This is a genomic window from Streptomyces ardesiacus (assembly GCF_003112575.1).
Taxonomy (GTDB): Bacteria; Actinomycetota; Actinomycetes; order Streptomycetales; family Streptomycetaceae; genus Streptomyces; species Streptomyces ardesiacus.
The window spans coordinates 241,814-253,961 of record NZ_BEWC01000003.1 but is presented as its reverse complement, the minus strand read 5'-3'; the positions used below and the strand labels follow the sequence as shown (position 1 = coordinate 253,961).

Sequence of the window (12,148 nt, the reverse complement as noted above, 5' to 3'; positions counted from 1 at the left end):
CGAAGCGGTCACGCACCCTCGACAGACCAATGTGAGAGGGGTCACCCTGTCTGTCATCCACGCGGGGAGGCATGGATGGGCAGGAGCCGCAGAACACTTCCGGAGGAGCTTCTGCTGCTGGCGCTGGACCCGACCACGGGTACCACCGCACAGCCGCAGTCGCTCGACCTCGGTCTGGCCGGAGCACAGCTTGTGGAGCTGGCGCTGGCCGGACGGATAGCCCCAGACGGGGATCGTATCGCCGTGGTGGCCCCACGGCCGACAGGAGATCCAACACTGGACTGCGCGTTGGAGTTGCTGCGAAGGCGCGGCGCTCCGGTCCGGGCGGTCAACTGGATTGGCGGACCCCGGCTGGGGCTGCGCCAGACCTATCTCTCGCATCTGGAGCGCTGCGGCATGGTGCATGCCGTGGAGGGCCAGATGTGCGGGGTGCTGCCGACGACTCGCTACCAGGCGACGGACACGGCGATCAGCAGGGAGATCAAGGCCCGGCTGGACTCGGCGATCCGCACCGGCGTACCGCCGGACCCGCGGACCGCGGCGCTCGCCGCGCTGGCCCACGCGGTCGGACTCGGCAAGCACCTCTACCCGGGCAACGAAGGACGTTCGTCGCGGTCCCGGCTGCGGGACCTCATCCGGCACGACCCCATGGGCGGCCTGGTGGCGCACGCGGTGATGGACGTCCAGAACGGCGCTGCGGCACAGCCACGCCGCAGTCCGGCCCCGGCCGGCCGCCAGGCCCCGGGACCGGGGGCGAGGTCCGCCCCGGAACCCGCCCGCGGTGTTCCGGCGCAGCCGCGCCACGGATCCATGGCGCGAGCGGCGGCCCACTAGCCCGCGAGCGCACCGCACGACCGCACGACCGCACCACAGCAACGCCGCACCGCCAGTCCCCAGACCCGGTCACGGGAGCCGCAGGTCCGCGCGGGGCGGCGGAACCGACCGCACGTCCGGCACGCCGGACCGAGGAAAGGTTCCGCCGCCCCGCGCGGCCACATGGTGGGGGCGGCGTACCGAACCGGCTCGTACGCGGCGCATATCGACCGTTTCCCAGCGGTAGAACGCACCTTGGTGGCAATCTGCTCAACAGCAGATACACATAGTGGCAGGCAAGAGTCACCCAGCCGGAGGTGCACGTCCCGTGGCGTCGAGTGTCAATCCCACCGTAAGGCGGCGTCGGCTGGGCCAGGAGCTGCGCCGGCTCCGCGAGCAGAAGGGCATGACGGCCGAGGAGGTCGCCGAGCGGCTGCTGGTGTCCCAGTCGAAGATCAGCCGCCTGGAGAACGGGCGGCGCAGCATCAGCCAGCGGGACGTCCGCGACCTGTGCGGGGTGTACGAGGTCGAGGACCAGCGCATCGTCGACTCGCTGATGCAGATGGCCAAGGACTCGCGCCAGCAGGGCTGGTGGCACGCCTTCGGGGACATCCCGTACAGCGTCTACATCGGCCTGGAGACCGACGCGGAGTCGCTGCGCACCTACGAACCCCAGATCATCACGGGCCTGTTGCAGACCCGGCCCTACGCGGAGGCGCTCATCCAGGGCGCGTTGCCCGAGACGTCCGTCGCCGACGTCGAGAAGAGGGTGCAGGTCCGCATACGGCGGCAGGAGCGCATCTCCGCCGAGCACAACCCGCTGCGGCTGTGGGTGGTCCTCGACGAGGCCAGCCTGCACCGGGTGGTGGGCAGCAGGCAGGTGATGCGGGAGCAGTTGGAGCACGTCGCCGAGATGTCGCAGCTGCCGCACATCACCGTGCAGGTGCTGCCGTTCGACGTCGGCGCGCACCCCGGCATCAACGGCCAGTACTCCATCCTGGAGTTCGCCGACACGGCCGACTCCAGCGTGGTGTACATCGAGGGCGTGACCAGCGACCTGTACCTGGAGAAGGCGCCGGACGTGCAGAAGTACACGGTGATGTACGAGCACTTGCGGGCGCAGGCCCTGAACGTCGAGCAGTCCCGGCAGCGCATCGAGGACGTGGCGAAGGAGTACGCACGCTGAACGGGGCGGCATAGTACACGGCTGCCCCGATGTAAAGGAAGACTCGCCTGGAATATGCCATCCGGTCGAGTGAATGGCCGCTCCGTCCGGAGAGGCCAGCGAGTAGCGTCGATCACGCCAAAGATCACACGTCATTGGCGTAAACCACACCCGCGACTCGCCATCGGAGCAGACATGGCAATTCTTCAGGGCGCCCAGGAATCGTGGACCAAGTCCTCCTACTCCGGAGGAAACGGCGCGTGCGTCGAGGTCAGGTCACCGCTCGTGGCGGCGCTCGCCGTCCGCGACTCCAAGGTGACCGACGGCCCGGTCCTCGCCTTCCCCGCCGACGCGTGGAACGCCTTCGTGACCTCGGTCAAGGAGTAGCCGCCACGCCTCGCCCGCCCATACCGCCGGCGGTGCCCTCTCGACCAGTTCGCCGACCTTGCCGAGAGGGCACCCGTCGCCTCGCCTCGTCACGTCACCTCACAGGGAACGCCACGTCGCACACCGGGTCCTCCGGGCCCGCCGCCTCCCAGTCGGCGAAGTACACCTCGCGGCACGGTCCCGTCACCGTCAGGCCCTGCGCGGCGATCCACTCCTCCACCGCCCCGAAGGCGGCCAGGATCTGCGGGAACGCCACCTGGGCCTTGGTGATCCGGGTGTAGGCCAGCCGCCCGGCCGGCTCCACCCGCACCCGCGTCCGCCGGGTCCGTCCCCGCTCCTCGCTCCACGCCCGCGCCGCCGCCTCGTCGGCGACCGGCACGCAGGACTCGGCGGGACCGTCGCTCTCCGCCGACACGTCCGCGTGGTAGACGACGAACGACGCCGCCGCCACACCCCCGCAGTCCCGGGCGGCCTCCTCCAGCCGCCCCAGTGAGGCGGCGATCCACGTCGGCAGCTCGTCCGCCAGCACGTGCCGGCTCTCGCTGAGCACCACCTGCTCGGGCACGTCCACCGTCTCGACCGCGAACTTTCCGTACACGTCGGAATCCCTTCCCGTCAGCCGTCCACGGAGGTACTCGGCGAGCGTGCGCTGCCCGGCCACCCGGGCCTCCACGTCCGCCCAGTAGGCGTCGAGCAGACCGGCGGCCCGGTCGCCGCCCGCGTGGGCCACCTCGGCGATCCGGGCGAGCGGCATGTCCAGCCGGCGCAACAGGGCCACGAGCCGGGCGCGTTCGACCTGCCCGGCGCGGTAGTACCGGTGGCCTCGTCCACGTGGGCGGGTGCCAGCAGGCCCAGCCGGTCGTACAGCCGCAGTGCCTTGGCCGACAGCCGGGCCCGCGCGGCGAACGCGCCGATGGTCAGCAACGTGTCGTCGTGCGTCACGTTCGCACGGTCGTCCATGCCGCCGCCCCGTCGTTCCCGCCGTTCACGTCGTCGTCCTCCGCCGCCGGGCGGCCGTTCCGCCCGGCGACGCAGACACTCGGGCTTGACCCAGGGGCAAGGTCAACCGGCGAGGTGCGACTCGACCGCCGCGACGACCTCGGCCGCCTCCGGCCCGGTCTGCGGGGAGAACCGGGCGGCGACCTTTCCGTCCCGCCCGATCAGGAACTTCTCGAAGTTCCAGCGGATGTCCCCGCTGTGCCCCTCGGCGTCCGCGAACCCGGTCAGCCGTTCGTACAGCGGGTGCCGCCCCTCCCCGTTCACCTCGACCTTCTCGGTCATCGGGAAGGTGACGCCGTACGTCGCCGAGCAGAACTCGGCGATCTCGTCGGCGCTGCCCGGCTCCTGGCCCATGAACTGGTTGCAGGGCACGCCCAGCACGGTGAAGCCCCGCTCCGCGTACCGCTCGTGCAGCCGCTCCAGGCCGGAGTACTGCGGGGTGAGCCCGCACTTGGAGGCCACGTTGACCACCAGCACGACCCGGCCCGCGTACTGGGCGAGGTCCGCGGCCCCGCCCTGGAGGGCGCCGATCTCGACGTCGAGGGGCAGGCTGTCGTCGTTCCGCGTGTTCGATGAGGTCGTCATGGACCGGATGCTAGTCCCGCGACCCGGCGCGCCCACCGCCGCCCGCCTCCACGAGCACCTCCCCGGCCGGCGTCCGCGAGTACAGCACCGAGCGGCCCGCGCGCCGCCGCTCCACCAGGCCCGCGTCCAGCAGCACCCGCAGGTGCCGGCCGACCGAGCCGAGGCCCTGGCCGGTCACGCCGACCAGGTGGCTGGTGCTCATCGGGGCGCCGAGCAGCGTCAGCACGGTCGCGCGGGCCGGGCCGAGCAGCGCGCCGAGGGCGGCGGGCACGCGCCGGGCGCCGTCGTCCGCGAGGGCGCCCGCGCACGGGTAGACCACCGCGTACCGCTCGGGCTCCTCCCACGCCACCCAGCCGTGCCGCTGCGGAGTGATCGGCACGAGGATCAGCTCGGCCCCGGACAACTCGCGCGGCGGATACGGGTTCAGGTTGATCTGGAGCCGGCTGTCGCCCAGCCAGCGGGTGCCCGGCCGCAGCGCGTCCAGGACCGTCGCCCAGCCTCCCCGGCTCACCTGCGCGGTCCGCGCGACGACGTCCGCCTCCAGGATCCGGCGGCGCCGCTCCCAGTCCGGCCGTACCGCCTGCGCCCAGACCTCCTCCAGGAGCCCGGCGGCGCGCTCCGGCAGGTCGTCGCGGTCCAGGGCGGCCGGCAGCGGACCCCCGACGGAGACGGCCAGGTCGGCGCGGGCCTCGTCGGGGCTCGTCGCCCGGATCCGCGCGACGCCCTCCTCGAAGCTCAGGCCCTCGACCGGGGTGGGGGTGAGGAAGTCGGCGTTCCACTCCCGGCCGAGCCCCGCCCCGACGAGCAGCGCGGCCACCGGGTCGGCCGCCATCCGGCGCAGATGGGCGGGGCGGTGGGCGTCGAGCCAGGCCCGTTCACCGGGATGCCCGGCCACCCCGCAGTGCAGCAGCTTCAGACAGGCGAGGGCCTCGTCGAGCGGCGAGACCACGAAACGGCTGCGGGCGAGGGTGTCCGCGTTGATCTCCCACCAGCCCATGCGCTCTCCCCTCCCTCCGGCCTTTCGCGTCCGCGCGAAACATTAACGGCCGCCCCGACGCCCGCCCCACACTCCCCGCATGCCCGACACGAGCCGCAGAAGCTACGCGGACCTCTTCCGCACCCCGGAGTTCAGCCCGCTCTTCCTCTCCTCCGCCGCCCACCTCGCCGCGCAGACGGTGAGCGGCCTCGCGCTCGGCACGCTGGTGTTCCGGGCGACCGACTCGCCGCTGCTGTCCGCGCTGAGCATGTTCGGCCCGGCGCTCGCCCAGGTGCTGGGCGCCACGTTCTTCCTCTCCGGCGCCGACCGGCTGCCGCCGCGCGCGACACTGGCGGGCCTCTCCCTGGCCTTCGCCGCCGCCACCGCGGCCCTCGCGCTGCCCGGCCTGCCGGTGTGGGGGATGCTCGCCATCGTCTTCGTGGAGGGCCTCATCGCCTCCCTCGGCGGCGGGGTCCGCTGGGGCCTGCTGACCGAGATCCTCTCCAAGGACGGCTACCTGTCCGGGCGTTCGCTCTTCAACATGATGAACGGCGTCCTGCAGATCGCCGGTTACGCGGCCGGCGGCGTCCTGGTGACCGTGCTCTCCCCGCGCCTGTGCCTGCTGCTCGCGGCCGGTCTGTACGCCACGGCGGCCGGCGTCGCCCTGCGGCTGTCCCGTCGCCCGCCCCGCACCGCGGGCCGCCCCTCCGTACGGGCCACCTGGCGCGCCAACGCCCGGCTGTGGTCCGCCCGTCCGCGCCGCCACCTCTACCTGGCCCTGTGGATCCCCAACGGCCTCGTCGTCGGCTGCGAGTCCCTGTACGTCTCCTACGACCCCCGTGCCGCCGGCACGCTCTTCGCCTGCGCCGCGCTGGGCATGCTGGCCGGGGACGTGACGGTGGGCCGGCTGCTCCCGGCCCGGCTGCGCCCGCGCCTCGGCGTGCCGCTGCTGGTGCTGCTGGCGACGCCGTACCTCGTCCTGTTCCTGCGCCCGCCGCTGCCGCTCACGGCCGTACTGGTCGCGCTGGCCTCGGTGGGCTTCGGCGCGACCCTGGTGCAGCAGGAGCGCCTGCTCGCCCTGACCCCCGACGAACTCTCCGGGCACGCCCTCGGACTGCACTCCGCCGGGATGCTCACCCTGCAGGGCGTCTCCGCGACCCTGGCCGGGACGGTGGCCCAGCTCACCTCGCCGGCGACGGCCATGACCGTGATGGCTCTCGCCTCCCTCGCGGTGACGCTCACCCTGACGGTGGCCAGCCGGCGCGACGCACCCGACGGCGGACTGCTGCCGGTCCGGGTGGTCAGCGGACCTCACGGCGCCGGGAGTTGACGCGCGCTGCCCGGCGCGTCAGGTGGTCGCGCTCGGCGAGGTCGGACGCCTTGTGGGCCGCCTCGGCGTACAGCCGCGCCGCCGTGTCCAGGTCGCCGTCGCGCTCGTGCAGGTACGCCGCCACCGCCGCGTAACGCGGCAGCGTGTCGTCCAGCGCGGCGAGCGCCGCGAGACCCGCGCGCGGACCGTCGGCCTCCCCGACGGCCACCGCGCGGTTGAGCCGGACCACGGGGTTGCCGGTCAGCCGCGCCAGCTCGTCGTACCACTCCACGATCTGCACCCAGTCGGTCTCCGCGGCGGTGGGTGCGTCGGCGTGCAGGGCGGCGATCGCGGCCTGCGCCTGGAACTCGCCCAGCCGGTCCCGGGCGAGCGCCGCCCGGAGGATCCGCACCCCCTCGGCGATGGCCGCGGTGTCCCACCGTCCGCGGTCCTGCTCGGCGAGCGGCACCAGGCTGCCGTCGGGGGCGGTCCGGGCCGCGCGGCGCGCGTGGTGGAGCAGCATCAGCGCGAGCAGGCCCGCCACCTCGGGATGGTCGACGGAGGCCGCGAGCTGCCGGGTGAGCCGGATGGCCTCGGCGGCCAGGTCGACGTCGCCGGAGTACCCCTCGTTGAAGACCAGGTAGAGCACCCGCAGCACGGTGCCGACGTCGCCGGGCCGGTCGAAGCGCACGCCGGAGACCGTGCGCTTGGCCCGGCTGATCCGCTGGGCCATCGTCGCCTCGGGCACCAGGTACGCCCGGGCGATCTGCCGGGTGGTCAGCCCGCCGACGGCGCGCAGGGTGAGCGCGACGGCCGAGGACGGCGACAGCGAGGGGTGCGCGCACAGGAAGTAGAGCTGGAGCGTGTCGTCCACGTCCGGGGCGGGGCCGGGCCCCGGTTCCTCCTCGACCCGGTCCTCGCGCCGTCTGCGGGCGGTGTCGGCGCGGGCCGCGTCGAGGAAGCGCCGCCAGGCCACGGTGACCAGCCACCCCTTCGGGTCCTTCGGCGGGTCGTCGGGCCACCGGCGGACCGCCTCGACCAGCGCGTCCTGGACCGCGTCCTCGGCCGCCGCGAAGTCGGCTCCGCGGCGGACGAGAACGCTCAGCACGCTCGGCGTGAGGCTCCTGACCAGGGTCTCGTCCATGGGGTCCCCGGGGGCCGCGGCCATCGGCGAGGTCACTCCGTGACGGTCGGGTGCTCGCCCAGGAAGGGACGCAGCTCCAGCCACTCGTGGATCGGCCTCCCGCCCGCTCCCGGCGCGGCGGACAGCTCCCCGGCCAGCTCGACGGCGCGCTCGTAGCCGTCGACGTCGATCACCATCCAGCCGGCGATGAGGTCCTTGGTCTCGGCGAACGGCCCGTCGGTGACCGGGGGCCGCCCCTCACCGTCGTACCGCACCCACGTCCCCTCGGGGGCGAGCGCCTGCCCGTCGACGAACTCGCCGGTCTTCTCCAGGCGGGCGGCGAAGTCGTTCATGTACTGGATGTGCGCCGAGATCTCGTCCGGCGTCCACTGGTCCATGGGCACGTCGTTGGCCGGTGCCGGGGCGCCTCGGTAGTGCTTGAGCAGCAGGTACTTGGCCATGGTCCGTCGTCTCCTCGGTGCTGGTGCGGCCCATTGTGGCCGCCTTCACCCCTGGGACGGAGCCGGACGCGCGTTCTCGACACGGCGGGAGGGTCAGGCGGAAGTTTTTTCCGTGACGTCCCTCAACAGCCCCTCCACACCGTGCAGGAAGGTCTCGGACACCAGGTCCGGGTCGAAGAGGCACCCGGCCGCCATCGCACCGTCGCGGAGCATGACGAGGTGCCGTCCGGCGGCCTCGGCGGGCGCGTCGCCCTCGCCGGCCCGGGTCAACAGCTCCGTGACGGTGCGCAGGAACCACTCCCGGTGGGCCAGGACGGCCCGGTGCACCGGGTGGGCCGGATCGGAGTACTCGGCGACGGCGTTGAGGAAGGCGCAGCCGCGGAACCCGGGCGACCGGATCCCGTCGACGACGGACCGCGCGACCGCCCGGACCTGCCCGGCGGCCGAGGGCGTACCGTCCACCGCCGCGGCCACCTGCTCCCGGATCCCCCGGTCGGCCTGGTCGAGGTAGGCGAGGACGAGGTCCTCCTTGCCCGCGAAGTGCCGGTACAGCGTGGCCCGGGTGACCTGCGCCTCCGCGGTGATCCGGTCGATGCCGACGGAGTGGATCCCCTCGGCGTAGAAGATCCTCGTGGCCGTACCGAGCAGCCGTGTGCGCGCTGCGGAGGGGGTGCGGGCGGCTTCTGTGCGCGGGCTCATGCGCCCACCGTACCAAGGCGCCGAGGGAGAACGTTCGGTCTTGACACTGGGCGCGGGAAGCCTTTGACTGCTCCACGAAGAGACCGAACGTTCTCCCTCTCTCTGCTGTCGCCCCACCCTTCCCGCCTCACCGAAAGGCCCTCCCATGGACACCGCCGTCGTACCGGCGCCCACCAGCGTCCCCGTCACCCTCCGGAAGCTGTACTTCCTCCGCTTCGCCTTCGCCGCCGTGTGGGCCGCCCTGCTCTTCACCACCGCCGACGCGCTGGGCCCGCTGAGCACGACCCTGCTGCTGGTCTATCCGCTGTTCGACGTGGCGGCCGCGGTCGTCGACCTCCGGTCGGCCAGGGAGAACGGCGGCCCGACCACGCCCTTGTACGCCAACGTCGTGATCAGCACCCTGACCGTCCTGGCCCTCGCCCTGGCCATGACCTCGGGCCTCCCCGCCGTCCTGCGGGTCTGGGGCGCGTGGGCCGTCGCCGCGGGCCTCACCCAGCTCGTCGCGGGCGCCGTCCGGCGCGGGACGGGCGGTCAGTGGCCGATGATCGTCAGCGGCGCGATCTCCACCCTGGCCGGCATCTCGTTCGTCACGCAGGCGGGCGCCGACGACCCGTCCCTGGGGGGCCTCGCGGGGTACGCCTTCCTCGGCGGGGTCTTCTTCCTGGTCTCGGCGGTGCGCCTGACCCGGAGGACACGCGGACGGGTCTGACCGGGGGTGCGCCTGATCCGGACGGCACGCGAACTGTCCTGACCGGGGGCGCGCCTGACCCGGAGGACCGCGGACGGGCCTGGCCGGGGGTGTGACCGCGAGCCGTACGAGCACCCGTGGGGTACCGGGGGAGTCGCGAGCGACGGAAGGAGCCGACCGTGCCGCACCACTCACCCGACCCCGAGAACCCCGAGAACCCCGAGAACCCGGAGAACCCGGAGAACCCGGAGAACCCGGAGAACCCGCCGGAGACGGGAAGGCCGGGATCCCCGCCCGAGGGCGCCGCGGACCTCCAGTTCATCGGCAACGCCACCCTGCTCATCCGCTACGGCGACCTGACGCTCCTGACGGACCCCAACTTCCTCCACCGCGGACAGCGGGCCCACCTCGGCTACGGACTGGTCTCGCGCAGGGTCACCGAACCGGCCCTCGACGTGACGGAACTGCCGCACGCGGACCTGGACGCCGTGGTCCTCTCGCACCTCCACGGCGACCACTTCGACCGGGTGGCCCGCCGCGGCCTGGACCGCGGCCTGCCGTTCGTCACCACCCCGCACGGCGCCCGCCTCCTGAAGGGCCTGTACGGCTTCCGGCGCGCCACCGGTCTGCACACCTGGCAGACCCGCACCCTACGGCACGGCGACTCCACTGTCCGCATCACCTCGCTCCCCGGCCGCCACGCACCCGGCCCCGCCCGCTTCCTGCTGCCGCCGGTGATGGGCAGCCTGCTCGAGTTCGGCGACGGCACCGGTGAGACCAGGCTGGTCCTCTACGTCTCCGGCGACACCCTCATGTACGACGGACTGCGCGAGATCGCCGTACGCCACCCCGAGATCCACCTGGCCGTCCTGCACCTCGGCGGCACGACCCTGCCCGGCGGCCTCGTGGTCACCATGGACGCCGGGCAGGGCGCCGACCTGCTCGACCTGCTGCGCCCCCGCCGGGCCATGCCCGTCCACTACGACGACTACACGGTCTTCCGCTCCCCGCTGGACGACTTCCTCGCGGAGGCCGGCCGCCGGGGCCACACCGCCCGCCTGCTGCGGTGCGCCCCGGGCGAGCACGTGACCGTGGGCGCGGAGCCGGGAACCTGAGACGAAGCAGGGCGGGCGGACAGGGAAGGGAGGACCGGGTCTTGCCCGAGCCCTGGCCACCCCGGGAAGATCGTCGTCCGTGCACCTCGACGAACTCAGCGCGGACGAACGCCGGTTGTGGGACGCCTACCCGCAGGGCCGCCCCGTCGCGCTCCCGGCGGACCCAACGCCCTCGGCCGACCCGCAGGACCCAACGCCCTCGGCCGACCCGGCGGACCCGCCGGACCCGCAGGACCCGCCGGACCCGCCGGACCCGCCGGATCCGGCGCCCCCGGACCAGGTGATCCGCGCCGAGGTGGTCGCCGCACTGCTGCTGGGCGCCCACACCGCAAACGCGCCGGGCGACCGCCCCGCACTGCGCCTGACCGGTGCGCGGATCACGGGCCGCCTGGACCTCGGCTTCACGGACATCACGGCACCGGTCCACCTGACCGACTGCCGCTTCGACGAGACACCGCTGCTGCGGGCCGCCCGGACCCGGGAGCTGTCCCTCACGGGCTGCGCCCTGCCCGGCCTCGTCGCGGACACGGCACAGATCGACGCGGGCCTGACCCTCACCCACTGCCGCCTCACCGGCCCCCTGGTCCTCGACCGCGCGCAGATCAACGGAGACCTCGACCTGCGCGACACCGCGATCACCCACCCCGGCGGCGAGGCCATATCGGCCGTCCACGCCCAGGTGTCCGGCAACGCCCTGTGTGCCGACCTCGCCGTCGAGGGGACCTTCCGCCTCTCCGGTGCCTGCGTGGACGGCGAGTTCGACCTGGAGGGCGCCCGGCTCCGCGCCCCCGGCCGCCACGCCCTGGACGCCTACCACGTGCGGGTCGGCGAGGACTTCACCTGCCACCCCGGCTTCAGCGCCGAGGGCCGGCTCATCCTCTCCGGCGCCACGGTCGGGGCGGCGATCGGCTTCTGCGGGGCCCGGCTGAGCAACCCCGGGGACATCGCCCTGGAGGCGGTGGACGTCACCGTCGCCCGCAACTTCGACCTGGGCCTCGGTCTCACGGTCGACGGCGCGGTGAAACTCGACGGCACCCACGTCGGCACCGAACTCAGCTTCCGCGCCGCCGAACTGACCCACCCGGGCGGCATCGCCCTGTCCCTGCGCGCGACCCGGGCACGGGACACGGACCTGCGCACCCGGCGGCCGGTCGAGGGCACGGTCGACGCCCGCAACGCCCACCTCGGCACCCTGCACGACAACCCGGTCACCTGGCCCGCCGACCTCCGCCTGGCCGACACGACGTACGACGGCCTGGCCTTCCCCCTGCCGGCCACCGAACGCATCGGCTGGCTCCGCCGCCCACCCGGCGGTTACCTCCCCCAGCCGTACGAGCAACTGGCCGCGACCTACCGGCGCCTGGGCCACGAGGACGAAGCCCGCACGGTCCTCCTGGCCAAGCAACGCCACCGCCGCACCGGGCTCCCCGCGCACACCCGCCTGTGGGGCCACGTCCAGGACTTCTCCGTCGGCTACGGCTACCGCCCCCTCCGCGCCGGCCTGTGGCTCCTGGCCCTCCTCGCCTGCGGCACCCTGTACTTCGCCCTGCACACCCCCGCCGCCCTCGAACCCGGCAAGGCCCCGCCCTTCAACGCCGTCTTCTACACCCTCGACCTCCTCGTCCCGATCATCACCTTCGGCCAGGAACCGGCCTTCGCCCCCCGGGGCACCGGCCAGTGGCTCTCCTACGCCCTGATCGCGGCCGGCTGGATCCTGGCCACGACGGTCACGGCGGGCATCACACGGGCGCTGAGCCGACAGTGACCCGGCGGGGTCTCCCGCCCCGCGGCTCCCTCGCGTCCGGGGCGGCACGTCTGAGTACCCGTG

12 protein-coding genes and 1 pseudogene are annotated in these 12,148 nt (G+C 73.6%); 7 read left to right on the top strand and 6 right to left on the bottom strand.

All coding sequences use genetic code 11. The features are described from left to right. Window positions 1–75 precede the first annotated feature (75 nt). From Sdi02f_RS14025 to Sdi02f_RS14015, 3 genes are all read left to right on the top strand, one after another. On the top strand, window positions 76–834 hold the full coding sequence (locus tag Sdi02f_RS14025; RefSeq protein ID WP_030399279.1) for a GOLPH3/VPS74 family protein: 759 nt from the start codon (window positions 76–78) through the stop codon (window positions 832–834). A 307-nt stretch (window positions 835–1,141) separates the two neighbouring features. Further along, window positions 1,142–1,999, top strand: a complete 858-nt coding sequence (locus Sdi02f_RS14020) for a helix-turn-helix domain-containing protein (protein WP_030399278.1) — start codon at window positions 1,142–1,144, stop codon at window positions 1,997–1,999. Between the two features lie 174 nt (window positions 2,000–2,173). Further along, window positions 2,174–2,365 (top strand): DUF397 domain-containing protein, encoded by a 192-nt coding sequence (locus tag Sdi02f_RS14015; protein WP_030399277.1) that lies wholly within the window; start codon window positions 2,174–2,176, stop codon window positions 2,363–2,365. Window positions 2,366–2,459: 94 nt separating this feature from the next. Here Sdi02f_RS14015 and Sdi02f_RS14010 read toward each other — a convergent pair. The 3 genes and pseudogenes from Sdi02f_RS14010 to Sdi02f_RS14000 all read right to left on the bottom strand — a co-directional run bounded on the left by Sdi02f_RS14010 (window position 2,460) and on the right by Sdi02f_RS14000 (window position 4,946). Next, window positions 2,460–3,325: pseudogene (locus tag Sdi02f_RS14010) on the bottom strand (MerR family transcriptional regulator). A 102-nt stretch (window positions 3,326–3,427) separates the two neighbouring features. Next, window positions 3,428–3,949, bottom strand: a complete 522-nt coding sequence (locus Sdi02f_RS14005) for a glutathione peroxidase (RefSeq protein WP_031083511.1) — start codon at window positions 3,947–3,949, stop codon at window positions 3,428–3,430. Between the two features lie 10 nt (window positions 3,950–3,959). Continuing rightward, the gene (locus Sdi02f_RS14000) at window positions 3,960–4,946 is read right to left on the bottom strand and encodes an ArsR/SmtB family transcription factor (protein WP_108933347.1); all 987 of its coding nucleotides are present in this window, start codon (window positions 4,944–4,946) and stop codon (window positions 3,960–3,962) included. Between the two features lie 79 nt (window positions 4,947–5,025). Between Sdi02f_RS14000 and Sdi02f_RS13995 the strand changes: the two genes are divergently transcribed. Further along, window positions 5,026–6,255, top strand: a complete 1,230-nt coding sequence (locus Sdi02f_RS13995; RefSeq protein WP_031083509.1) for an MFS transporter — start codon at window positions 5,026–5,028, stop codon at window positions 6,253–6,255. On the opposite strand, the gene Sdi02f_RS13990 is transcribed toward Sdi02f_RS13995, so the two are convergent. The 3 genes from Sdi02f_RS13990 to Sdi02f_RS13980 form a co-directional block, all read right to left on the bottom strand. Further along, window positions 6,227–7,378, bottom strand: a complete 1,152-nt coding sequence (locus Sdi02f_RS13990) for an RNA polymerase sigma factor (RefSeq protein WP_031083507.1) — start codon at window positions 7,376–7,378, stop codon at window positions 6,227–6,229. The genes Sdi02f_RS13995 and Sdi02f_RS13990 overlap by 29 nt on opposite strands. A 32-nt stretch (window positions 7,379–7,410) precedes the next feature. Next, window positions 7,411–7,818 (bottom strand): YciI family protein, encoded by a 408-nt coding sequence (locus Sdi02f_RS13985; protein ID WP_030399271.1) that lies wholly within the window; start codon window positions 7,816–7,818, stop codon window positions 7,411–7,413. A 93-nt stretch (window positions 7,819–7,911) separates the two neighbouring features. Continuing rightward, window positions 7,912–8,517 (bottom strand): TetR/AcrR family transcriptional regulator, encoded by a 606-nt coding sequence (locus Sdi02f_RS13980; RefSeq protein WP_108933346.1) that lies wholly within the window; start codon window positions 8,515–8,517, stop codon window positions 7,912–7,914. Between the two features lie 145 nt (window positions 8,518–8,662). On the opposite strand from Sdi02f_RS13980, the gene Sdi02f_RS13975 reads away from it, so the two are divergent. The 3 genes from Sdi02f_RS13975 (at window position 8,663) to Sdi02f_RS13965 (ending at window position 12,085) form a co-directional block, all read left to right on the top strand. Beyond that, window positions 8,663–9,226: a hypothetical protein gene (locus Sdi02f_RS13975; RefSeq protein ID WP_030399269.1), complete on the top strand. Its 564-nt coding sequence runs from the start codon at window positions 8,663–8,665 to the stop codon at window positions 9,224–9,226. Between the two features lie 299 nt (window positions 9,227–9,525). After that, window positions 9,526–10,320, top strand: a complete 795-nt coding sequence (locus Sdi02f_RS13970; RefSeq protein ID WP_037800577.1) for an MBL fold metallo-hydrolase — start codon at window positions 9,526–9,528, stop codon at window positions 10,318–10,320. Between the two features lie 79 nt (window positions 10,321–10,399). Further along, on the top strand, window positions 10,400–12,085 hold the full coding sequence (locus tag Sdi02f_RS13965; protein ID WP_108933345.1) for an oxidoreductase: 1,686 nt from the start codon (window positions 10,400–10,402) through the stop codon (window positions 12,083–12,085). Window positions 12,086–12,148 lie beyond the last annotated feature (63 nt).

Bases quoted from the DNA above. Each gene is read 5' to 3' on its own strand.
- Sdi02f_RS14000 (WP_108933347.1), bottom strand. From the start codon at position 4,946: ATGGGCTGGTGGGAGATCAACGCGGACACCCTCGCCCGCAGCCGTTTC.
- Sdi02f_RS13975 (WP_030399269.1), top strand. From the start codon at position 8,663: ATGGACACCGCCGTCGTACCGGCGCCCACCAGCGTCCCCGTCACCCTC.
- Sdi02f_RS14015 (WP_030399277.1), top strand. From the start codon at position 2,174: ATGGCAATTCTTCAGGGCGCCCAGGAATCGTGGACCAAGTCCTCCTAC.
- Sdi02f_RS14005 (WP_031083511.1), bottom strand. From the start codon at position 3,949: ATGACGACCTCATCGAACACGCGGAACGACGACAGCCTGCCCCTCGAC.
- Sdi02f_RS13995 (WP_031083509.1), top strand. From the start codon at position 5,026: ATGCCCGACACGAGCCGCAGAAGCTACGCGGACCTCTTCCGCACCCCG.
- Sdi02f_RS13990 (WP_031083507.1), bottom strand. From the start codon at position 7,378: ATGGACGAGACCCTGGTCAGGAGCCTCACGCCGAGCGTGCTGAGCGTT.
- Sdi02f_RS13980 (WP_108933346.1), bottom strand. From the start codon at position 8,517: ATGAGCCCGCGCACAGAAGCCGCCCGCACCCCCTCCGCAGCGCGCACA.
- Sdi02f_RS13985 (WP_030399271.1), bottom strand. From the start codon at position 7,818: ATGGCCAAGTACCTGCTGCTCAAGCACTACCGAGGCGCCCCGGCACCG.
- Sdi02f_RS14025 (WP_030399279.1), top strand. From the start codon at position 76: ATGGGCAGGAGCCGCAGAACACTTCCGGAGGAGCTTCTGCTGCTGGCG.